At 60.2% G+C, this 21,511-nt stretch carries 18 protein-coding genes; 10 read left to right on the forward strand and 8 right to left on the reverse strand.

What is annotated here, in order from left to right; translation table 11 throughout:
- The first annotated feature begins 11 nt into the window (after nt 1-11).
- Nucleotides 12-893: a bestrophin family protein gene (locus tag ACIQAL_RS11840; protein ID WP_178115698.1), complete on the forward strand. Its 882-nt coding sequence runs from the start codon at nt 12-14 to the stop codon at nt 891-893.
- A 69-nt stretch (nt 894-962) separates the two neighbouring features.
- Here ACIQAL_RS11840 and ACIQAL_RS11845 read toward each other — a convergent pair whose 3' ends face one another.
- From ACIQAL_RS11845 to ACIQAL_RS11870, 6 genes are all read right to left on the reverse strand, one after another.
- Nucleotides 963-2,063, reverse strand: a complete 1,101-nt coding sequence (locus ACIQAL_RS11845) for a polyamine ABC transporter substrate-binding protein (RefSeq protein ID WP_401145441.1) — start codon at nt 2,061-2,063, stop codon at nt 963-965.
- A 30-nt stretch (nt 2,064-2,093) separates the two neighbouring features.
- Nucleotides 2,094-3,122 (reverse strand): histone deacetylase family protein, encoded by a 1,029-nt coding sequence (locus ACIQAL_RS11850; protein ID WP_401145443.1) that lies wholly within the window; start codon nt 3,120-3,122, stop codon nt 2,094-2,096.
- A gap of 308 nt (nt 3,123-3,430) precedes the next feature.
- On the reverse strand, nt 3,431-4,423 hold the full coding sequence (locus ACIQAL_RS11855; protein WP_401145445.1) for an AraC family transcriptional regulator: 993 nt from the start codon (nt 4,421-4,423) through the stop codon (nt 3,431-3,433).
- Between the two features lie 249 nt (nt 4,424-4,672).
- Entirely contained in the window at nt 4,673-5,677 is a 1,005-nt protein-coding gene (locus tag ACIQAL_RS11860; RefSeq protein ID WP_401145447.1) for an asparaginase, read from the reverse strand.
- 30 nt (nt 5,678-5,707) lie between these two features.
- A complete protein-coding gene (locus ACIQAL_RS11865) occupies nt 5,708-7,162 on the reverse strand; it encodes an alanine/glycine:cation symporter family protein (protein WP_401145449.1) in 1,455 nt (484 codons plus the stop codon).
- 310 nt (nt 7,163-7,472) lie between these two features.
- Nucleotides 7,473-8,897 carry an aspartate ammonia-lyase gene (locus tag ACIQAL_RS11870; RefSeq protein WP_401145451.1) on the reverse strand — a complete coding sequence of 475 codons (1,425 nt, stop codon included), beginning with the start codon at nt 8,895-8,897 and terminating at the stop codon, nt 7,473-7,475.
- 211 nt (nt 8,898-9,108) lie between these two features.
- Here ACIQAL_RS11870 and ACIQAL_RS11875 point away from each other — a divergent pair, with 211 nt between their 5' ends.
- The 5 genes from ACIQAL_RS11875 (at nt 9,109) to ACIQAL_RS11895 (ending at nt 12,953) form a co-directional block, all read left to right on the forward strand.
- Nucleotides 9,109-10,020, forward strand: a complete 912-nt coding sequence (locus ACIQAL_RS11875) for a LysR substrate-binding domain-containing protein (protein WP_401145452.1) — start codon at nt 9,109-9,111, stop codon at nt 10,018-10,020.
- 212 nt (nt 10,021-10,232) lie between these two features.
- Nucleotides 10,233-10,724 (forward strand): 5-(carboxyamino)imidazole ribonucleotide mutase, encoded by a 492-nt coding sequence (purE, locus tag ACIQAL_RS11880; RefSeq protein ID WP_074754780.1) that lies wholly within the window; start codon nt 10,233-10,235, stop codon nt 10,722-10,724.
- Between the two features lie 7 nt (nt 10,725-10,731).
- Nucleotides 10,732-11,814: a 5-(carboxyamino)imidazole ribonucleotide synthase gene (locus tag ACIQAL_RS11885; RefSeq protein ID WP_401145455.1), complete on the forward strand. Its 1,083-nt coding sequence runs from the start codon at nt 10,732-10,734 to the stop codon at nt 11,812-11,814.
- A gap of 276 nt (nt 11,815-12,090) precedes the next feature.
- Nucleotides 12,091-12,336 carry a GlsB/YeaQ/YmgE family stress response membrane protein gene (locus tag ACIQAL_RS11890; protein WP_166594011.1) on the forward strand — a complete coding sequence of 82 codons (246 nt, stop codon included), beginning with the start codon at nt 12,091-12,093 and terminating at the stop codon, nt 12,334-12,336.
- Between the two features lie 80 nt (nt 12,337-12,416).
- Nucleotides 12,417-12,953: a DUF3299 domain-containing protein gene (locus ACIQAL_RS11895; protein WP_401145457.1), complete on the forward strand. Its 537-nt coding sequence runs from the start codon at nt 12,417-12,419 to the stop codon at nt 12,951-12,953.
- 166 nt (nt 12,954-13,119) lie between these two features.
- Here the strand turns inward: ACIQAL_RS11895 and ACIQAL_RS11900 are convergent, their stop codons facing one another.
- Together ACIQAL_RS11900 and ACIQAL_RS11905 are read right to left on the reverse strand one after the other, a co-directional pair.
- Entirely contained in the window at nt 13,120-14,031 is a 912-nt protein-coding gene (locus ACIQAL_RS11900; RefSeq protein ID WP_401145459.1) for a D-hexose-6-phosphate mutarotase, read from the reverse strand.
- A gap of 98 nt (nt 14,032-14,129) precedes the next feature.
- Nucleotides 14,130-14,531: an acyl-CoA thioesterase gene (locus ACIQAL_RS11905; RefSeq protein ID WP_108236231.1), complete on the reverse strand. Its 402-nt coding sequence runs from the start codon at nt 14,529-14,531 to the stop codon at nt 14,130-14,132.
- A gap of 378 nt (nt 14,532-14,909) precedes the next feature.
- Here ACIQAL_RS11905 and ACIQAL_RS11910 point away from each other — a divergent pair, with 378 nt between their 5' ends.
- From ACIQAL_RS11910 to pstA, 4 genes are all read left to right on the forward strand, one after another.
- Nucleotides 14,910-16,202, forward strand: coding sequence for an MFS transporter (locus ACIQAL_RS11910; RefSeq protein WP_401145461.1), 1,293 nt, complete (start codon nt 14,910-14,912; stop codon nt 16,200-16,202).
- A gap of 157 nt (nt 16,203-16,359) precedes the next feature.
- Nucleotides 16,360-17,331: a phosphate ABC transporter substrate-binding protein PstS family protein gene (locus ACIQAL_RS11915; RefSeq protein ID WP_401145462.1), complete on the forward strand. Its 972-nt coding sequence runs from the start codon at nt 16,360-16,362 to the stop codon at nt 17,329-17,331.
- Nucleotides 17,332-17,525: 194 nt separating this feature from the next.
- Nucleotides 17,526-19,811 (forward strand): ABC transporter permease subunit, encoded by a 2,286-nt coding sequence (locus ACIQAL_RS11920; RefSeq protein WP_401145464.1) that lies wholly within the window; start codon nt 17,526-17,528, stop codon nt 19,809-19,811.
- A gap of 13 nt (nt 19,812-19,824) precedes the next feature.
- Nucleotides 19,825-21,495 (forward strand): phosphate ABC transporter permease PstA, encoded by a 1,671-nt coding sequence (gene pstA / locus ACIQAL_RS11925; protein ID WP_401145466.1) that lies wholly within the window; start codon nt 19,825-19,827, stop codon nt 21,493-21,495.
- Nucleotides 21,496-21,511 lie beyond the last annotated feature (16 nt).

Consider the following 21,511-nt stretch of genomic DNA (forward strand, 5'->3'; position numbering starts at 1 on the left):
GGGGGTGACCATTGCAGGAAACGATCATCAAGAAATACCGCGCCATGATCAGGACGTTTACCTACATCGGTTGGTCGCTGTTCTGGCTGCTTATTTGGGACATCGTTGTCACGGTCGACTTCATGCTGTACTTGGAACGCAAGATCACACTGCCGTCGATGCCTCTCACGTTGCTGGGCTCGGCGCTGGTGGTGCTGACCAGCTTTCGTAACTCCAGCGCTTACAACCGGTGGTGGGAAGCCCGCACGTTATGGGGCGCGCTGGTCAACAATTCCCGCAGCTTCGCGCGGCAAGTGCTGACCCTGATCGACGACGGCACCGAGCTGAATCCGGTCAAAGCCGTACTGCTGCGTCGGCACGTGGCCTACGTGGAATGCCTCTCGGCGCACCTCAAGGGCGAGCAATGCGGTGAGGACGTCACGGCCATGATTTCCCGAGAGGAATACGACCGGCGCACGCGCACCAACAACTTTCCCAATGACATCCTCAACGAGTCCGCCGCGATCATCGCGGGCGAATACCAAGCCGGTCGGCTGGACAGCATTCGTCTGGCGCGGCTCGAATCAACGATGGTGGAGATTTCCAACTGCCAGGGCGGCATGGAGCGCATCGCCAACACGCCGCTGCCTTATCCCTACGTGACCTTCCCGCGACTGTTCATCACGCTGTTCTGCATCATCGTGCCGATAGGGTTGGTGGAAACGTTGGGCTGGTTCACGCCACTTGCATCGACGGTGGTAGGTTTCATGCTGCTGGCGATCGAACGCATTGGCACCGACCTGCAAAGCCCGTTCAAGGCGTCCGAGCATGAGATTCAAATGAAGGCGCTGTGCGCGAATATCTCGGGGAACTTGAACTCGATGCTTCGTGATGCCACAGAGAAGCAGCGATGAGAGACGAGCTGCAAGCTTCAAGCGGGTGTAGGCCCCTTGGAGCTTGCGGCTCGAAGCTTGCCGCTGTTTCTAGGTGCCGGACTTGATCTTGGTCCATACCCGCGTCCGCGCGCGTTCGGCTTCGCGTGGCAACGGCGTCAGCGTGTAGAGGGTTTTCATCGCTTCGGCGGTCGGGTAGAGGTTCGGGTTGTTACGAATCGCTGGATCGACCTTGTCCGTGGCGTCTTTGTTCGGATTTGGATAGCCGACAAAATCGCTGATCGGCGCGATCACTTCAGGCTGCAGGAGGTAGTTGATGAAGGTATGCGCATCCTCCACGTCCTTGGCGCCTTTCGGGATGGCCAGCATGTCGAACCAGATCGGTGCGCCTTCTTTCGGTAGGCGCATGTCCACGACCACGCCATTTTTCGCTTCCTTCGCCCGATTGGCCGCTTGCGAGAAGCTGCCCGAATAACCCACGGCCACGCAGATGTCGCCGTTGGCGATGTCAGCCATGTACTTGGACGAGTGAAAATAGGTGATGTATGGGCGGATCTTCATCAGCAAGGCTTCCGCCTTGTCGTAGTCCTTTGGATTCTTGCTGTTCGGATCAAGCCCCAGGTGTTGCAGGGCGAGTGGCAGAATCTCTGAAGGCGAATCGAGCAGCGTCACACCGCACTGTTTAAGTTTGCTGATGTTCTCTTCTTTGAAGATCAAATCCCAGCTGTCTACCGGGGCCTTGTCGCCCAGCACGGCCTTGACCTTGTCCGGGTTGAAGCCGATCAGGATCGTGCCGTACATGTAAGGCACAGCGAATTTGTTGCCCGGGTCGTTGGCTTCCAGCAGCTTCATCAGGCTCGGGTCGAGGTGCGAATAGTTCGTTAGCTTGCTCTTGTCCAAGGGCTGAAACACGCCGGCCTGAATCTGCTTGGCCAGAAACACGTTGGAGGGCACCACCACGTCATAACCGGAGTTGCCGGTCAGCAGCTTGGCTTCGAGGGCTTCGTTGGTGTCGAAGATGTCGTAGATCAGCGGGACCTTGGTGTCCTTCTTGAAGTTCTCCAGGGTCTGCGGGGTGATGTAGTCGAACCAGTTGTAAACGCGCAGGGTTTTCTGTTCATCGGCGTGGGCCATGCCGCCGAGCATGGCGGCGCACAGGGCGGGGGCGATCAAGCGCTTGAGTCTGTTCATCGTTGTCTCTCTTCTTTTAAGTCGGAGGGGTCAGACGCTTTCGAAACCTTCCAGCACGTTCACGGCGTTGATGCCGATTTCTTCGACGGCGTAGCCGCCTTCCATCACGAACAGCGTGGGTTTGCCCAGGCGTGCAATGCGTTCGCCCATGCGCAGGTAATCCGGGCTGTCGAGCTTGAATTGAGAGATCGGATCGTCCTTGAAGGTGTCTACGCCCAGCGACACCACGACGATGTCTGCGCCGAAGCGGTCGATCTCGTCACAGGCTTTTTCCAGCGCGGCGCTCCAGGCCGCCCAATCGCTGCCTGCGGCCAGTGGGTAGTTGAAATTGAAACCTTCCCCCGCGCCTTCGCCCAACTCGTCTTCATAGCCGAGGAAGAACGGGAACTCCGCCTCCGGATGGCCGTGAATCGAGGTGAAAAGCACGTCGCTGCGTTCGTAGAAAATCGACTGCGTGCCGTTGCCGTGGTGGTAATCGACGTCGAGGATGGCGACCTTTTTGTGGCCTTGGTCGATAAAGGCCTGCGCAGCGATGGCAGCGTTGTTCAGGTAGCAGTACCCGCCCATCACGTCGCTGGCGGCGTGGTGTCCCGGCGGGCGGCACAGGGCGAAGGCGCTACGCGCTCCGTTTTGAATCGCGGCCTGCGCAGTGAGAGCGACTTGCGCAGCGCTGTATGCGGCTTGCCAGGTGCCCGCGGTGATCGGCGCTCCGGCATCGAAAGTGTAATAGCCCAGTTGGCCGTGCAGGCTGGTGGGAATGACCGAACGCAATGTGCGTGCTGGCCAGGTGAACGGCAGCAGGTCGCCTTGGGGGTTGGTCGCGGCCCAGCGAGCCCATGCGCCTTTGAAGAATTCCAGAAACGCTTCGGTGTGAATGCGCTTGATCGGCTCGATGCCGAAATCCCGCGGGCCTTCGACGGCGCCGATTTCGCGGTCCTTGACCCTTTGCAGCACGTGGTCGGCACGGGAGGGCATTTCGAAGCAGGGCATCAATTGCCCGTCGATCAACTCGCAACGGCCATGGTGCAGATGGTGATCGTCTGAATAGATCGTCAGCATTTTTTGTTCTCCTGTGGGCATCGGTGTCCGACATTCTTGAGGCGGACGGCTTTTCGGAGAACGACGGAAACGGCCAAAAGGGGACGTATTCGGCCATAAAAGCTGTCCGAAAATCGCCCCTGAATAGGGCGCCGCGCCCTGTTTGGAGGCGTTGCAAATTGACGGTGCCCATCCCTGTAGGAGCGAATTCATTCGCGAGGGGCTGGTGCACGCGACCTATCTCTATCGACTGTGCGGATGTCTCGTCGGAATGCCGCCCAGAATGAATACGCTCCTACAGAGGGCTAGCGTTGGCCTCTACAAACGATTCACACTCGAAACTGACTCGGCGCCACGCCACTCCAACGAATGAACGCGTGCCGAAAACTCGCCGTTTCACTGAATCCCAACACCTCGGCGATGTGATGAATCGGCAACTGGTCGTCCTGCAACAGTTGCTTAGCTCGCTCGAAGCGTAGCTCGTCGAGCAGCTGTTGGTAGCTGCTGCCGGTGGCCTGCAAATGACGGCGTAGCGTGCGCTCGGAACAGTTCATCTTCTGCGCCAGCTGCCGCAGGCTTGGGGAGTTGTCGAGTTGATCCGCGAGCAAATGACGAATGCGCCCCAGCCATGCCTGCCGCCCGGTGAACTCGATGTTCTGCCGACGGCAACGCTCGCGCATGTCGCGATGGGTGACGGGATCGGCGAGGGTCAGCGGCTGATCGAGCCAACGTCTGTCGAAGGCAAAGGCGTTGTCTTCTGCGTTGAAATGCACGTCGCAGGCGAAGCTTTCGCGGTAGCTCCCCTGATAATCCGGTGCGCCGTGAGCGAACCGTGCGGCCATAAGAGGGAGCGGTTTGCCAAGCAAGTCATCGCAGATCACCTTGAGCGACGCCATGCACAGCTCGGCGTTGAAGACCCGCAAGCCCTCGTCGTCCCGATAATCGCTGGCGCTGAACCAGACGCGGTCGCCTTCTTCGATCAACTGCAATTCGAACAGCGTCCCGAGCAGCGCCGGGTACTCCAGCGCCAGGCGCAGGGCGTCACCGAAAGTGGCACTGGTGAGCAGGGCGTAACCGAGAATCCCGTAAGACGACACATGCATGCGCCGGCCCAGCGGCAACCCGATCTCCCGCCGCAACGCCACCGCGTTGGAACAGACCTGCATTTCCTGAAAGGTGGTAATGCGAATGTCCGGTCGGCTCAGGTCCGCCTCGGTGATCCCACTCCCGGCCAGCAACGCCTCGCTGCCCCACCCCTCGGCCGAAAACGTCTCCAGCACCAGCGAGACGGCGTTGAGGGTAGTGAGGTGCGAATGGAGCATGAGGGCATTCCGATTGTTTTTTTGATCGGAAAGGGGGAGCAAGAGATGTGCCGTGTACAACCCGAAGAACGAGTCGTTTGAATGTGTGACCGCTGCGCGGTCAATCGCGAGCAAGCAACGCTCCCACGGCCTTCGGCCAGAATCAAAAGCCTTCACCGCGCCACGATCTGCTTCTGCCGCAGGCGTGGGAGCGTAGCTTGCTCGCGATCGGCTGCGAAGCAGTCGCAGACAGAAGCGATGCAATCGCCTTTAACGCAACTCCCCACACACATCCAGCTCCACCAACCGCCGAACTTCCTCCACCGCCAAGTTCGCGCCGAGCAGGGCGTGGAGTTTGCCGAAGGCGGCTTCGCGGGTCATGCCGCCGCCGGACAGGACGCCAACGCTGCGCAGGCGGCTGCCGGCTTCGTATACATCCAGCTCGACGCCGCCTTCGTGACATTGGGTGATGGCGATCACGCAGATGTCGCGTTGGTGGGCGCGTTGCAGGCTGTCGAGGAAGGCCGGGTTGTCGCTGGGGCCGGTGCCGCTGCCGAAGCACTCCAGGATCAGACCTTGAATGCCGCTGTCGATCAGGCCGTCGAGTTGTGCCGCGCCAATGCCGGGGAACAGCGGCAGCACGGCGACGTTGGCGAGTTTCTTGGGCTGGTGGTAGGCCAGTGCCGGGGGCAAGGTGCCAACGGTCTGTCCGCCGCGAGAACGGTTCAGCGCGGCAAAAGGGTTGCGACCGAAGCTGCGGATTTTCGCGCAGCGGGTCGGTTGCATCAGTTCACCATGGAAGTAGAGGTGCACGCCGGACGGCAATCCTTTGCCCAGCGCCTGCAATGCGCCGTTGACGTTTTCCCAGGCATCGCTGTCCGGCACGCCTGCGGGCAGCATGGAGCCGGTGAACACGACAGGCGCGTCCAGCCCCAACAGTTGAAAGCTCATGGCCGCTGCGCTGTAGGCCAAGGTGTCGGTACCGTGCAGGATCAGCACGGCATCGCAGCCTTGAGCCTCAACCGCCTCGACGACCGCCTCACGCAGACGCTGCCAATAGGCGGGCGTCATGTTGGCGCTGTCGATCAAGGGAGACATTTCGCGAAACTGCCACTGCGGCACCACCAGCGCGGGCTGGCTCGCCAGTTGTTCGGCCATGCGCGCCTCGAAACCGGACGCTGGCGCGAGACCGTTTTCGCTGGCCTGCATGCCGATGGTGCCGCCGGTGTACAGCACCATGATGTTGCTGGCCGGTGCGTGGTTGTCGCGATTCATGCGTGTCTCCCTGGACAGACTTTCAGAGGGTCAAGGTGTGTCGATGGCCGGTTTGCCGGTGGCCGTCGCAGGCTTAGCGGCAGGCTGCCCATCGACCGGCTTTGGCCAGGCCTTCAGGTCCAGGTCCAGATCGGGGAACTGGCTGGAGTCGAACACCGGCGTCTTGATGCCTGCCTTACGCTGGGCATCGTAGTCGTTCAGGATACGCAAACCGATCTTGAACAGCATGGCCAATGCAATCAGGTTCACGAACGCCAGCAAGGTCATGGTGATGTCGGCAAAAGCGAACACGGTGCCGAGGTCTTCCACAGCGCCCCACAGGATCAACGCCAGCACGAGTGCGCGGTAGCCCATCAGCGCTTTGCGGCTCTCGCCGAGCAGGTAGCGCAGGCTGTTCTCGCCCAGGTAGTAGTTGTAGAGAATCGAGGTGAAGACGAACAGCGACAGTGCCACGCTGATGAACAGCTTGCCCCAGTCGCCCACGACCGCCGCCAGCGAGTTCTGCGTCAGCGCGATGCCGTCGCCTTCGAAGCCAGGGGTGTAGAAGCCCGAGAGCAGAATCAACAAAGCGGTACAGGTGCAGATGACGAAGGTGTCGAGGAACACACTGAACGCCTGAACCACACCTTGCGCCACGGGGTGTGGAACCTCGGCCACCGCCGCAACGTTCGGCGCACTGCCCAGACCCGCTTCGTTGGCGAACACGCCGCGTTTCACACCCATGACGATGGCACTGCCGACGAGGCCGCCAAACACTTCGTCCACGCCGAATGCGCTTTTGACGATGGTCGCCAGCATATGTGGGACGTGTTCGAACTGCACGCCGATCACGTACAAGGTGACCGCGATGTAGACCAGCGTCTTGACCGGCACCAACAGGTCAGCGACCGCTGCGATACGTTTGATACCGCCGATGAACACCAGACCCAGCAGCACGGCCAGACCGATACCGGCATAGCCTGGCGAGACGCCGAACGCGTCATTGAGCGAGTGGGTGACGGCGTGGGATTGCAGGCCGTTGAACGCGAAACCGAACGTCACCAGCAACAGCACCGCCATGACCATGCCCAGCCAGCGCTTGCCCAAGCCGTGCTGAATATAGAAGGAAGGACCGCCACGGTATTGGCCATCGGAATCGCAACGCTTGTAGAGCTGGCCGAGGGAGCATTCGAAGAAGCTGCTGGCCATGCCGACCAGTGCCGTGACCCACATCCAGAACACCGCACCCGGTCCGCCAAGCGTTACCGCGATACCGACACCGGCGATGTTACCGGCGCCAACGCGGCCGGCGAGGCTCAGCATCAGGGCCTGGAACGAACTCAGTTGCCCGGAGCTGCTGCGCAGGCTTTCGCGGAACACCGCGAACATGTGGAAAAAATGACGCATTTGGACGAAGCGCGAGCGAATCGTGAAATATCCACCGAGCCCGACAATGAGCACGATCAGCAGTTTTCCCGAGAGGAAGTCGTTGATGACTTCAAGCATTGATGTTTCCTCGCTTTTTTAGAGGGGGCGCACTATACCGGTGCGCGTTATTGGAGTCTGTAAACCGTTTCTGCTTTTTAATCCCGTTTCGTCGGTTTCCGATGGGCGTCCCAGGAGAACCGCTCTGTAGCAGTGGTGTTCTTTGGGTAGTCAGTTCCTTGAGCACTAGGGTCTGAGATCAGCCCGTTCCGCAAAGATTCCGGGCAAAAAAAAGGGCCGGGAAGCGTCTACTTCCGGCCCTCAAAAGGGTGAGGGGTGTCTAGGCCCTCAGCCTGGTGAGCGTGTTGCAGATAACGCGAGAGCGGTTTGATCAGGCCTTCAATGGCACCAAACGTGGAGCGATCATGTTCTCGGGGCGCAAAATGTCGGCGAGCATCGTGTCGTCGAGCAGGCCTTCTTCGCGCACCAGTTCCAGTACGCCTCGGCCTGTTTCCAGCGCAACGCGGGCGATACGGGTGGCATTTTCGTAACCGATGTACGGGTTCAGCGCGGTGACCAGGCCAATCGAGTGCTCGACCAGCTCGCGGCAGCGCTGTTCGTTGGCGGTGATGCCGACGATGCAATGCTCGCGCAGCATGTCCATGGCGCGCTGCAGCAGGCGGATCGAGTCGAAGATCTTGTAGGCGATCAGCGGCTCCATCACGTTCAGTTGCAGTTGGCCGCCTTCGGCCGCGACGGTCAGCGCCAGGTCGTTGCCCATGATTTCGAAGGCGCACATGTTCACGGCCTCCGGAATCACCGGGTTGACCTTGCCAGGCATGATCGAGCTGCCGGGCTGACGCGCTGGCAGGTTGATTTCGTTGATCCCGGTGCGCGGTCCGCTGGACAGCAGGCGCAGGTCGTTGCAGATTTTCGACAGTTTGACGGCGGTGCGCTTGAGCATGCCGGAGAACAGCACGAAGGCGCCCATGTCGGAGGTGGCTTCGATCAGGTCAGCGGCTGGCACCAATGGCTGGCCGCTGATGATCGCCAGACGCTCGACCGCCAGATGCTGGTAGCCAGGGTCGGCGTTGATGCCGGTGCCGATGGCGGTGCCGCCCAGGTTCACTTCGGTCAGCAACTCAGGCGCCAGGCTGCGCAGACGGTGGAGGTCTTCGGTCAGCGTGGTGGCGAAGGCGCGGAATTCCTGGCCAAGGGTCATCGGAACGGCGTCTTGCAGCTGGGTCCGGCCCATTTTCAGCACGTGGCTGAATTCCTGACCCTTGGCCGCGAAGGCTTGAATCAGGCTGTCGAGGCTGGCGAGCAGGGCGTCGTGGCCCAACAGCAGACCCAGGCGAATCGCCGTCGGGTAAGCGTCGTTGGTCGACTGCGCCATGTTCACGTCGTTGTTCGGGTGCAGGTGTTTGTATTCGCCTTTGGCATGGCCCATCGCTTCAAGGGCGATGTTGGCGATGACTTCGTTGGCGTTCATGTTGGTGGACGTACCGGCGCCACCCTGAATCATGTCGACCACGAACTGTTCGTGGAAATCGCCACGGATCAAGCGGGCACAGGCCTCGCTGATCGCTGCGTGCTTCTCGCTGCTCAAGTGGCCCAACTGATGGTTCGCATCGGCAGCCGCTTGCTTGACCATGGCCAGACCGACCACCAGTTTCGGGTAGTGCGAAAGGGGAACGCCGGAGAGGTGAAAGTTGTTCACTGCGCGCAGGGTCTGGATGCCGTAATACGCTTCAGCGGGTACTTCGAGAACGCCAAGCAGGTCTTTTTCGATGCGAAATGATGCAGCGGAGGACATGATAGAGAAAGTCTCAAGAGAGGCACGGACTAAGCCGGAACGCCTTTAATACTAGGCTTGCGGGTGATTGCGAACCAATGCTGTTAAGCGCTAGCCTATGCACAAACGGCATAATGTCGATGTGACGTTCGGATTGTGATGAGCGTGTGAACCGTGTAGGCGCCGACTGCTACAGGAGGTGGCGCGCAACCCATCTAACTGGGGGGACTCGATGAATCTGGAAAGCAAATGGCTGGAAGACTTCAGCGCGCTGGCGGCCACCCGGAGTTTTTCCCAAGCGGCGGAGCGTCGGTTCGTGACGCAGCCGGCGTTCAGTCGGCGGATTCGCAGTCTGGAAGCTGCCTTGGGACTGACACTGGTCAATCGCTCACGCACGCCCATCGAACTGACAGCGGCGGGGCAATTATTTCTGGTGACCGCGCGAACCGTAGTCGATCAATTGGGCGAAGTGCTGCGTCATCTTCACCATCTGGAAAGCGGGCAGGGCGAAGTCATGCAAATCGCCGCCGCTCACTCGCTGGCGCTGAGCTTCTTCCCGCGCTGGATCGCGCAGTTGCGTAATGAAGGCCTGAACATTGCGACCCGCCTGGTCGCCACCAACGTCGGCGACGCGGTGCATGCCCTGCGTGAAGGCGGTTGCGACTTGATGCTCGCGTTTTACGACCCCGACGCTGCGTTGCAGATGGACGCCGAGATCTTTCCGTCCCTGCACTTGGGCGTGACGGAAATGCTGCCCGTCTGCTCGGCGGACGCGGACGGTAAACCGCTGTTCGATCTGGAAGGCGAACAGAGCGTGCCGTTGCTGGCCTACAGCGCGGGGGCCTTTCTGGGACGCTCGGTGAACCTGTTGCTGCGCCAGCGCACCGTGCGCTTTACCACGGTGTACGAGACGGCGATGGCCGACAGCCTCAAAGGCATGGCGTTGCAGGGATTGGGGATCGCCTGGGTGCCTCGTCTTTCTATCGCGCCGGAACTGGAGCGCGGCGAACTGGTGATTTGTGGCGGCCCGCAATGGCATGTCCCACTGGAGATTCGGCTCTACCGTTGCGCCTTGGTGCGCAAGGCCAATGTGCGGCTCTTGTGGCGCAAGCTGGAGGGCGGCGTGGCACAGCCATCGGCTTGACCGTGAAGTCAGTAAATACAAGGTTTCGCAGCCCGTTTCGACGGGTTGACCGAAGGTCGTCGGCGTTCTGTTAAACGCCACTCTTTGCGGTATACTGCGCGGCCTTTGGCCGGTTGCACTGGTCATAATTCGTACGACAAGCCACGCCGGTCTTCCCGCGTGGCTTGTTGTTTTTAGACGCGCCTGCGGGCGCCCGATGAAGAGGCACGACGATGAGCGCACTGGTTGGCGTGATCATGGGCTCCAAGTCCGATTGGTCCACCCTTAGCCACACCGCCGACATGCTGGAAAAGCTCGGCATTCCGTACGAAGTCAAAGTGGTGTCGGCCCACCGCACCCCGGATTTGCTGTTCCAGTACGCTGAAGAGGCCGAAGGCCGTGGCATCGAGGTGATCATCGCCGGTGCCGGTGGTGCTGCTCACTTGCCGGGCATGTGCGCCGCCAAGACCCACCTTCCTGTGTTGGGCGTGCCGGTGCAATCGTCGATGCTGTCGGGTGTCGATTCGCTGCTCTCCATCGTGCAGATGCCTGCGGGCATTCCGGTCGCGACGCTGGCCATTGGCAAGGCGGGCGCGATCAACGCCGCGCTGTTGTCCGCCAGCATCCTGGGCGCCAAACACCCGCAATTCCACGCAGTGCTGAAAAAATTCCGCACTGAGCAGACAGACAGCGTTCTGGACAATCCAGACCCACGCGAGGCCTGAGGTTTTCATGAAGATCGGCGTAATCGGTGGCGGCCAGCTGGGTCGCATGTTGGCACTGGCGGGCACCCCGCTGGGTATGAACTTCGCCTTTCTGGACCCTGCGCCAGACGCATGCGCTGCTGCACTGGGCGAGCACCTGCGTGCCGATTACGGCGATCAGGACCACCTGCGTCAGTTGGCTGACGAAGTGGACCTGGTGACCTTCGAATTCGAAAGCGTACCTGCTGAAACCGTGGCGTTCCTGTCGCAGTTCGTGCCGGTGTACCCGAGCGCCGAAGCCTTGCGTATCGCCCGCGATCGCTGGTTCGAAAAAAGCATGTTCAAGGACCTGGGCATCCCGACGCCTGCGTTCGCCGACATCCAGTCCCAGGCAGATCTCGACGCGGCTGTCGCCAGCATCGGCCTGCCAGCGGTTCTGAAAACCCGCACGTTGGGGTACGACGGCAAGGGCCAGAAAGTCCTGCGCAAACCCGAGGATGTGGTCGGGACGTTTGCCGACCTGGGCAGCGTACCGTGCCTGTTGGAAGGCTTCGTGCCGTTCACGGGTGAAGTGTCGCTGATTGCCGTGCGCGCCCGCGATGGCGAAACCCGCTTCTACCCGCTGGTGCACAACACCCACGATAGCGGCATTTTGCGCCTGTCCATCGCCAGCACCGATCACCCGTTGCAGGCGCTGGCCGAGGATTATGCCGGTCGCGTTCTCAAGCAGCTCGACTACGTTGGCGTGCTGGCGTTCGAGTTCTTCGAAGTCGATGGCGGTCTGAAGGCCAACGAAATTGCGCCACGCGTTCACAACTCCGGCCACTGGACCACCGAAGGCGCCGAGTGCAGCCAGTTCGAAAACCACCTACGTGCCGTCGCTGGCCTGCCGCTGGGTTCGACCGCCAAAGTGGGGGAGAGCGCGATGCTCAACTTCATTGGTGAAGTGCCTCCCGTGGACAAGGTCATCGCCATCGGCGACTGCCATTTGCACCACTATGGCAAGGCGTTCAAGACCGGCCGTAAGGTCGGGCATGCGACTGTTCGCAGCCATGACCGCGCAACGCTGGATCGCCAAGTAAAGCTGGTCGAAGCGCTGATCAAAAACTGAGCGCCACAGGTTGCGTGATGTAAACGGTGACCTCTGTAGGAGCGAATTCATTCGCGATTGGCCGGTACATTCAATACAGCTCTATTGGGTGTACCGCCGCCTCGCGAATAAACTCGCTCATAGAGGTGTTTTGCCCACCGTGTGATTTGCGGTGGGGAAGCAAAGTTTGACGTCCATATCTTCCAGTTGAACCATTCATCCCCCACACCCCTCTCATAGCGTGTTGCCAATTGCCGACTAGGCTTTGGCATATTCATTCAAACAGAGGGAAATGGCATGGGAATCATCGGAACCATCTTCATCGGCCTGATCGTGGGTCTGTTGGCTCGCTTTCTGAAGCCAGGCGACGACAGCATGGGCTGGATCATGACCATTATTCTGGGTATCGCCGGCTCGCTGGTGGCGACCTACGGTGGTCAGGCGCTGGGCATCTATCAAGCAGGCCAAGGCGCAGGTTTCCTCGGTGCACTGGTAGGCGCGATTGTCCTGCTGGTGATCTACGGCTTGATCAAAAAGAAATGAATGTGACTCTGGCCCTCTGCGCTACTGCCGCGCAGAGGGCTAGAATGCGCGGCATACAATTCTTCCTGCCGAGCCCTTCAATGCGTCGTCTTCTCCTCGTTTCCCTGCTGCTGGTCTGCGGACTGGCACGCGCCGCCGACATTCCTGAAACCGACTGGCTTGAGCTCATGCCCAAGTCGGACCAGAAAGCCCTCGAAGCCATGCCCGAAATCGATCACAACTCCCCGGAAGCCCAGGGGACGTTCGACAGCAAGGGTGGTTTGAAGCAGAGCAAGGGCTTGCCCGCCGTGATGTATTCAACCAAGACCGTCGCGGCCATGGACGGCAAGCACATTCGTCTGGGCGGCTATCCGGTCCCACTGGAAACAGACGCCAAGGGTCACGCCACGCTGTTTTTCCTGGTGCCGTACCCAGGCGCGTGCATTCACGTGCCGCCACCGCCGCCTAATCAATTGGTGCTCGTGCGTTATCCCAAAGGCCTGAAGATCGATGACATCTACACACCGCTGTGGGTCATTGGCACGTTGAAGGTCGAGAAGGTCAGCAATGACTTGGCCGACGCGGCTTATGCGCTGGATGCGGGAAAAGTTCGGGTGGTGACTGAAGCGGATTTGTAAGCTGATCCGCCCGCTGCATCGATCACGCTGCGAATATTGCGTAATGCCTGAAATCACCTGTGGGAGCGAATTCATTCGCGATAGGCCGGCACATTCACAAGAATGTGTCGACTGTAAGATCCCATCGCGAATGAATTCGCTCCCACAGGGCAAGATCAGTGTTTGGTTATTCTTCGCCCAAAGGCTCAGCCCAGATGCTGACGCCCATGACATGCATCTCACTCGGCGCGAGCGTCACGATGTCGGTCATGACGTTCGCGGTCTCGACACACACCATGCTCTTCCAGCCGTCGGCCTGCATATCACTGAACGTCTTGGTCTTCTCGATCCACGGGTTCCAGACCACGGAGGATTTTGAGCCCTGCGTCTGGATTTGAATCCGACGCTTCCAGCCAGGGTCGACGATGGAAACCAAGTCCGGTGTGTCCTGATAGATACGGTCCGTCTCGCCGCTGAACGTAATGTCACCCGCTTGCACATTCAGCGTTTCCCAACTTTCCAGCGTGTTCAGGTACTTCACGCCGTCCAGACCTTCAATGCTCACTTGGTGCACGTCGCTCACCGCGAAATAGCTGTGCAGCGCCTGGCTCAACGTGACGGTTTCAGGGCCTGCGTTGAAGCTGGCAAGGCTGACGTTTAGCGCAGCGTCCATGCGGATCTGCAGCTTCACGCCTACCGTGTGCGGCCAGCCCGGTAAATGCCCTTCGGCCTTGGGTTGAATGAACTCGACGATCAGCGCGTCGCCGTCTTCGCCCATCCCCATCAACTCCCAGTCGATGGCCCGGACTTCGCCGTGGGCGTTCGCCGGTTCGCTGCTCTGGCGCATGTCCTGCACGCTTTGCGGGTTGCGCTGGAAATTGCCGAACCATGGCCAGCACACAGGCATGCCGCCGCGAATCGCTTTTCCGTGTTTAAAGACCGCGCCGGGGTTGGACCAGATCAGAGGCTCATCGCCGTCGATCTGATAGCTGACGACATGCGCGCCCTGCTGGGCGACCACCAGTTCGGCTTGACCGTGGCGAATGCGCCAGCAGTTCAGCTCACCGAGCTGGATGGATTCGACTTCTGGCGTAGGCATAAGGGTACTCACTCAAAGGACAGTGACTGAATCAGACTGTGCCAAGCTTGATGAGTTTACTGCGCGCTGCCAAGTGCGATGAGGCGCTGACCCGATGTTCAGCGCCTGGCTGGAACCGACCGGGTGCGCCCGCTGCCGTCGATGGCAACGAACACAAAGACAGCCTCAGTCACCTTGCGCCATTCGCTGGACAGCGGATCGTCGCTCCAGACTTCGACCATCATCTGAATCGAGCTGCGGCCGATTTCCAGCGTCTGGGTATAAAAGGACAGCTGCGCGCCTACGGCCACAGGGACCAAAAACGCCATACGGTCGATCGCGACGGTGGCGACGCGTCCGCCTGCGACTTTGCTGGCCATTGCTGTGCCGGCCAAGTCCATTTGTGCGACCAGCCACCCGCCATAGATATCGCCGAAACCGTTGGTTTCGCGCGGCAAGGCAGTGATTTGCAAGGCGAGATCGCCCTGCGGGATTGGATCTTCTTGCTCTAACTCATTCATCAAGGGGTCCCTCTGACCCATCACGCTCAGTCTTCACTACGTTTAAAGGGGGAAGTTCTGCGAAAACGACTTGGGTAAATGGTTTCGCACAAATTCCCCGAAAGACCGGTTGAGTCGCGGCCGGCCAGTATATCGGTCAAGGCCCGGCGAGACGACCGCCGGGTTTCCATTTTGCCCGGCGCTCGTTGCAATCCATGTGCAGCGACGCGCAATTTGCTATCGTGCCGAACCGATTTGGCCCACTCCGCCAAAATTGGCACGCAATTTTGATGCCCGATTAACGTGTCGAGTCGATAAATCGCGTGCACAGCCGCTACCCCTGGCTGCCTTGCTACCGATCACTCGTCCCAAAAGAGTCTCAAAAGAGAAGCCATTGTCATGTCCTCTGTGTCTTCAAGTGCCGCGCAATCTTCGCGTCCGCTGACCCGCAACGATTACAAAACCCTGTCGCTTTCTGCCTTGGGCGGCGCGCTGGAATTTTACGATTTCATCATCTTCGTGTTCTTCGCCGCTGTGGTGGGCAAGCTGTTTTTCCCCGTAGACATGCCGGAATGGCTGCGTTTGATGCAAACGTTTGGCATTTTTGCCGCGGGCTATCTGGCTCGTCCGCTGGGCGGAATCGTGATGGCGCATTTCGGCGACCTGCTCGGCCGCAAAAAAATGTTCACCCTGAGTATTTTCCTGATGGCAGTGCCGACCCTGATCATGGGCCTGCTGCCGACCTATGCGCAGATTGGCATCTGGGCGCCGCTTTTGTTGCTGCTGATGCGGGTCATTCAAGGCGCCGCCATTGGTGGCGAAGTGCCGGGTGCGTGGGTATTCGTTTCCGAGCACGTTCCCGCACGTAACGTCGGTTACGCCTGTGGCACGCTCACATCCGGTCTGACCGCAGGCATTTTGCTCGGCTCGCTGGTCGCCACCTGGATCAACAGCATTTACTCACCTGCTGAGGTTTCGGACTATGCCTGGCGTATTCCTTTCCTGCTCGGCGGGGTATTCGGTCTGATGTCGGTGTACCTGCGCCGTTGGCTGCACGAGACACCGGTGTTCGCCGAGCTGCAACTGCGCAAGCAACTCGCCGAGGAAGTGCCGCTCAAGGCCGTTCTGCGTGATCATCGCAGTGCCGTCGTGTTGTCGATGGCCCTGACTTGGCTGCTGTCAGCAGGTGTCGTGGTGGTCATCCTCATGACCCCGACCCTGTTGCAGACCAGTTATGGCTTTGCACCCGCGGTCACACTCAAGGCCAACAGCCTGGCGATTGTGATGTTGAGTCTGGGCTGCATTGGCGCAGGCGCGCTGGCCGACCGCTTTGGTGCAGGCTTAGTCTTCCTGCTCGGCTCATTGGGTTTGCTGGTCAGCTCGTGGACCTTCTATCACACCGTCGGCGCTTACCCGGATTGGCTCTATCCGCTGTACGCCATCACCGGTCTGTTCGTCGGCACCATCGGCGCTGTGCCGTTCGTGATGGTAAAAGCCTTCCCGCCTGTCGTCCGATTCTCCGGGCTGTCGTTCTCCTACAACCTGGCCTACGCGATCTTCGGCGGCCTGACCCCGATGGTCGTCACTCTGATGCTCAAGGCCAACCCGATGGGTCCTGCCTGGTATGTCGCGATTCTGTGCGCGCTGGGAATGGTGATTGGGGTGTATTTGCTGAAGAGTAAGCGCGCCTGATCTGTAAGAAATAACCTGTAGCAATTAATTGGCTCGACCCAAGGCCGCCACCTGAAAAGGTTGGCGGCCTTTCATTTAATTGTCACAACTTGGTCATACAGTAGTCACATGGCCATCATTCACCCGGCCAGACTTTTGACCTCGCCAGGAGCCAGGCATGACATTCAAGCGTTTGATGACTGCACTCACCTTTGTCGCAGCCAGCGTTGCCACCGCAAGCGCTGTTGCTGCGGTTGATCCGGCGATCAAACCTTACGTCAAAACCTCCGGCGTCTCGGGCAATCTGTCGAGCGTTGGCTCGGACACCTTGGCCAACCTGATGACCATGTGGGCCGAGGCTTACAAAAAAGAATACCCGACGGTGAACATCCAGATTCAGGCGGCGGGCTCGTCCACGGCACCTCCGGCACTGACCGAAGGCACTGCGACGATTGGCCCGATGAGCCGCAAGATGAAGGACGGCGAGATGTCGGCCTTCGAGCAGAAATACGGCTACAAGCCGACCGCGATTCCGGTGGCGGTGGATGCGTTGGCGGTGTTCGTGCACAAGGACAACCCGATCAAGGGCCTGACCTTGCAGCAAGTGGACGCTATCTTCTCGGCAACTCGCCTTTGCGGCGCCAAGACAGACGCAAAAACCTGGGGGGACGTGGGCGTGACCGGGGATCTGGCGGGGAAGTCGATCCAGCTGTTTGGCCGCAATTCGGTTTCGGGCACTTACGGCTACTTCAAGGAAGTCTCGCTGTGCAAAGGCGACTTCAAGCCCAACGTCAACGAGCAGCCCGGCTCCGCCTCGGTGGTCAGCTCCATCAGCAGCTCGCTTAACGGCATCGGCTATTCGGGCATTGGTTATAAAACGTCCAGCGTGCGCACCGTGCCGCTGGCCAGGAAAGAGGGCGATGCTTTCATCGAAGACAACGAAGCCAACGCGCTGAATGGCACGTATCCGCTGGCGCGCTTCCTTTACGTCTACGTGAACAAGGCGCCCAACAAGCCGCTCAACCCGCTGGAAGCCGAGTTCGTCAAACTGATCCTGTCAAAACAAGGTCAGGAAGTTGTCACGAAAGACGGGTACATTCCTCTACCAGCCAAGGTTGTCAGCAAAGCATTGGCTGATCTGGGGCTATAAGAACGCGGCAGTGCGAAGCGCTGCCAGACAACCCTGCGCGGGGTGACAGGTTCGTCCCGCCGCTGAACCCAAGGGCCTTATGGAACGAGGCTTGCGAAACATGAACAGTCCGTTGCCACGGTTCCGAGGCGACGGGCTTTTTTGCGTCACTATGCTGTCATGTATCTGTCATACATTGCCGCTAGGGTGTGCGCATGAATGATTTGGCCAATTCATCAATGACCGAGAAGTCCCCGCCTGAGCGCATAGATTTCAATGCGCCGGAGCTGCAACGCCAGCGTCGTATTCGTGCGCTCAAGGACCGACTGACGCGCTGGTACGTGTTGGTGGGTGGCCTCGCCGTTCTCGCGGCAATCACGCTGATCTTCTTTTACCTGGCCTACGTCGTCGCCCCTCTGTTTCAGGGCGCGAAGCTGACCGCCCAGACCGTACAGACTCCCACCTGGATGCAGGACGCTGGCAAACCGCTGGTGCTCGTCCTCGAAGAGCAGAATCAGGTCGGCCTGCGCGTCTCGGACAAGGGCGAAGCGCTGTTCTTCAATATGGCGGACGGAAGCGAGCTGACCCGTGTGGCGCTGCCGGTCCCTGCTGGCGCCCACGTGACTTCAGTGGCGCAGGATCAGCCTGGCAAGCCGCTGATGGCGGTAGGTTTGTCCAATGGCCAGGTGCTGGTGTTCAAGCACGCCTACCCGATCAGCTACCCCGGCAACAAAAAGACCATCACCCCGGCTATCACGTGGCCCTACGGCGAAACCCCCTTGGTGCTGGATGACGCAGGGCGCGCACTTGAGCATGTCAGCCTCAACGCCAATGACACCACGCTGATTCTCGCGGGCGCGACGGGTGCGGAACTGCACGTGCTGTCGCTGACCCAGTCCGAAAACCTGATGACCGGCGAAACCACCCGCGAACAGAACCGCATTGCGCTGCCACAGCTGTCGGCCATGGTGAAAGCGATTTACGTCGATCCGCGCCAGCAGTGGCTGTACGTCATCAATGGTCGCGCCCAGGCCGACGTGTTCAGTCTGCAAGACCGTACGCTCAACGGTCGCTACAAACTGCTGGAAGACGCCAACGCTGAAACCACCGCCAGCACGCAGCTGGTGGGCGGCATTTCGTTGATGATCGGCAGCTCTCGCGGCAACATCGCCCAGTGGTTCATGGCCCGCGACGTCGACGGCGAGATGCGTTTGCAGCATATCCGCGACTTCAAAATGAGCGGCGCGCCCATCTCGCAGATCACCGCCGAGCAACGTCGCAAAGGCTTCATTGCGATGGACACCTCCGGCAAGCTGGGGGTGTTCCACAGCACGGCCCATCGCACGTTGCTGGTCGATCCGGTCGCCAGCGGTCCGTCGGTCATCGCCCTGTCGCCGCGCGCTGATCGCATCGTCGTCGAAGACAACGGCAAGCTGCTGCCTTTGACCCTGAACAACCCGCACCCGGAAGTTTCATGGAGCGCGTTGTGGGACAAGGTCTGGTACGAGAACTACGACGAACCCAAATACATCTGGCAATCCACGGCCTCCAACAGCGACTTCGAACCCAAGCTGAGCCTGGCCCCGCTCACCTACGGCACGCTCAAGGCCGCGTTTTACGCGATGCTGCTGGCCGCGCCGCTGGCCATTGCCGCTGCGATTTATACGGCCTACTTCATGGCGCCTGGCATGCGCCGCAAGGTCAAGCCGGTCATCGAGCTGATGGAAGCCATGCCGACCGTCATCCTCGGCTTCTTCGCCGGGCTGTTTCTGGCGCCGTACCTGGAAGGGCATTTGCCGGGGATTTTCAGCCTGCTGCTTCTTACCCCCGTCGGCATCCTGCTGGCGGGTTATCTGTGGACGCGCTTGCCTGATTCGATTCGCCTGCGCGTGCCCGACGGCTGGGAAAGCGCGATCCTGATTCCGGTCATTCTGCTGGTGGGCTGGTTCTCGTTGGGCATGAGTTCGCACATGGAGAACTGGTTCTTCGAGGGCGACATGCGTTCGTGGATCACCAACGATCTGGGCATCACCTATGATCAGCGCAACGCGTTGGTCGTCGGTATCGCGATGGGTTTTGCCGTGATCCCCAACATTTATTCGATAGCCGAAGACGCCGTGTTCAGCGTGCCTCGCGGCCTGACCCTCGGCTCGCTGGCGCTGGGGGCCACGCCTTGGCAGACCTTGATGCGTGTGGTGTTGCTCACAGCCAGCCCCGGAATATTCTCGGCGCTGATGATCGGCATGGGCCGCGCGGTGGGCGAAACCATGATCGTGCTGATGGCCACGGGCAACACGCCAATCATGGACATGAACCTGTTCGAAGGCATGCGCACGCTCGCGGCCAACGTTGCGGTAGAGATGCCGGAATCCGAGGTGGGCGGCAGCCACTATCGCGTGTTGTTCCTCGCGGCGCTGGTGCTTCTGGTCTTCACCTTCATCATGAACACCTTGGCAGAGCTGATTCGTCAGCGCCTGCGCAAGCAGTATTCATCTCTCTAGGGCAGGTATGCAGATGAAAAAGACCTCCCTCAAGAGCTGGTTCAACAGCGGCGCCCCCGGCGTGTGGATCAGCGCGGGTGCCGTGTCGATTGCCGTGATCATGACCATCGGCTTGTTGGCGGTGATTGCCGTGCGCGGGCTGGGGCATTTCTGGCCAGCGGACGTGATTTCCGCCCAATACGACGTTCCCGGTCAGGAAAAACACGTGCTGGTCGGCGAGCTGGTGCAGTCCGAGCAAGTCCCACGTGCCCGCCTCAAGGCGACCGGATTGCCGGTGCCGGATCAAGGGCCGGAGTTCATGACCCGCGACCTGTTCAAGGTCGGAAACCGCGACCTCAGCCCCAGCGATTTCAGCTGGGTCATCGGTGAGTGGCTGAAGGACCAGAACAGGCCCGCCGAGTTGATGACGATCGAGCGCCGGGAGTGGGGCAATTTTTACGGCTATCTGGTCAACGTCAAAGAAAACGGCAAGGTCGTTGCCGAGGGCGAGGCCGCGTGGCCACAGTTGCGCGAACGCATCGAGCGGGCGCAGACAATCTCCGATGAATTGGACAGTCTGGAAAAGACCGACATCGGCGCGATCAACCACGGCATCGAACGCCTGCGCCTTCAGGCTCGCAAGCTGGAGCTTAACGGCCAACTGGACGCCGAGGCCCAGGCCGACATGGCGACCGAGCGCGCCGAGTACGACGCGCGTTACAAGGACATCGAGTCGCGCCTCTCTGCCTTGCATGCTGATTTTGCGCGCGACAGCCTGACCGCCCGAGACGCCAACGGCAAAGAAGTGGAAATCAGCCTCGGCAAAGTCGTTCACGCGTATCAGCCGAATGCCATGGGCGTCGCGACCAAGTTGGGTTTCTACTTCCAGAAGCTGTGGGAATTCCTCAGCGATGACCCGCGCGAAGCCAATACCGAGGGCGGGATCTTCCCGGCGATCTTCGGCACCGTAATGATGACGCTGATCATGGCGGTGATCGTGACCCCGTTCGGCGTGCTGGCGGCGGTCTATCTGCGTGAATACGCCCGTCAGGGGCTGGTGACGCGGCTGATCCGCATCGCCGTGAACAACCTGGCCGGGGTTCCGGCCATTGTGTATGGGGTGTTCGGTCTGGGGTTCTTCGTCTATGTGCTGGGCGGCTCGCTGGATCGGCTGTTCTTCCCCGAAGCGCTGCCTACGCCGACCTTTGGCACGCCGGGGCTGCTTTGGGCGTCGTTGACCCTCGCGCTGCTCGCGGTGCCGGTGGTGATCGTGGCGACCGAGGAAGGTCTGGCGCGCATCCCGCTGAGCCTGCGCGAAGGCTCGCTGGCACTCGGCGCGACCAAAGCTGAAACGCTGTGGAAGATCGTGCTGCCGATGGCCAGCCCGGCCATGATGACCGGCCTGATTCTGGCTGTGGCTCGTGCAGCGGGTGAAGTCGCGCCGCTGATGCTGGTGGGCGTGGTCAAGCTCGCACCGTCGCTACCGGTGGACGGCAACTACCCGTATTTGCACCTTGATCAGAAGATCATGCACCTGGGCTTTCATATTTATGACGTGGGCTTCCAGAGCCCCAACGTCGAAGCTGCACGGCCGCTGGTGTACGCCACGGCGCTGTTGCTGGTGCTGGTGATTGCGCTGTTGAACCTGTCGGCAGTGACTATTCGCAACCGGCTGCGCGAGAAGTACCGCGCCCTCGATGGATGACCGCAGCGACGAGCTT

Origin of the sequence: Pseudomonas sp. NPDC088368 (genome assembly GCF_044753445.1) — a bacterium.
Lineage (GTDB): Bacteria > Pseudomonadota > Gammaproteobacteria > Pseudomonadales > Pseudomonadaceae > Aquipseudomonas > Aquipseudomonas bambusae.

Bases quoted from the DNA above. Each gene is read 5' to 3' on its own strand.
- pstA (WP_401145466.1), top strand. From the start codon at position 19,825: ATGAAAAAGACCTCCCTCAAGAGCTGGTTCAACAGCGGCGCCCCCGGC.
- ACIQAL_RS11865 (WP_401145449.1), bottom strand. From the start codon at position 7,162: ATGCTTGAAGTCATCAACGACTTCCTCTCGGGAAAACTGCTGATCGTG.
- ACIQAL_RS11900 (WP_401145459.1), bottom strand. From the start codon at position 14,031: ATGCCTACGCCAGAAGTCGAATCCATCCAGCTCGGTGAGCTGAACTGC.
- ACIQAL_RS11905 (WP_108236231.1), bottom strand. From the start codon at position 14,531: ATGAATGAGTTAGAGCAAGAAGATCCAATCCCGCAGGGCGATCTCGCC.
- ACIQAL_RS11910 (WP_401145461.1), top strand. From the start codon at position 14,910: ATGTCCTCTGTGTCTTCAAGTGCCGCGCAATCTTCGCGTCCGCTGACC.
- ACIQAL_RS11875 (WP_401145452.1), top strand. From the start codon at position 9,109: ATGAATCTGGAAAGCAAATGGCTGGAAGACTTCAGCGCGCTGGCGGCC.
- ACIQAL_RS11890 (WP_166594011.1), top strand. From the start codon at position 12,091: ATGGGAATCATCGGAACCATCTTCATCGGCCTGATCGTGGGTCTGTTG.
- ACIQAL_RS11860 (WP_401145447.1), bottom strand. From the start codon at position 5,677: ATGAATCGCGACAACCACGCACCGGCCAGCAACATCATGGTGCTGTAC.
- ACIQAL_RS11855 (WP_401145445.1), bottom strand. From the start codon at position 4,423: ATGCTCCATTCGCACCTCACTACCCTCAACGCCGTCTCGCTGGTGCTG.
- purE (WP_074754780.1), top strand. From the start codon at position 10,233: ATGAGCGCACTGGTTGGCGTGATCATGGGCTCCAAGTCCGATTGGTCC.
- ACIQAL_RS11870 (WP_401145451.1), bottom strand. From the start codon at position 8,897: ATGTCCTCCGCTGCATCATTTCGCATCGAAAAAGACCTGCTTGGCGTT.
- ACIQAL_RS11850 (WP_401145443.1), bottom strand. From the start codon at position 3,122: ATGCTGACGATCTATTCAGACGATCACCATCTGCACCATGGCCGTTGC.
- ACIQAL_RS11885 (WP_401145455.1), top strand. From the start codon at position 10,732: ATGAAGATCGGCGTAATCGGTGGCGGCCAGCTGGGTCGCATGTTGGCA.
- ACIQAL_RS11845 (WP_401145441.1), bottom strand. From the start codon at position 2,063: ATGAACAGACTCAAGCGCTTGATCGCCCCCGCCCTGTGCGCCGCCATG.
- ACIQAL_RS11895 (WP_401145457.1), top strand. From the start codon at position 12,417: ATGCGTCGTCTTCTCCTCGTTTCCCTGCTGCTGGTCTGCGGACTGGCA.
- ACIQAL_RS11920 (WP_401145464.1), top strand. From the start codon at position 17,526: ATGAATGATTTGGCCAATTCATCAATGACCGAGAAGTCCCCGCCTGAG.
- ACIQAL_RS11915 (WP_401145462.1), top strand. From the start codon at position 16,360: ATGACATTCAAGCGTTTGATGACTGCACTCACCTTTGTCGCAGCCAGC.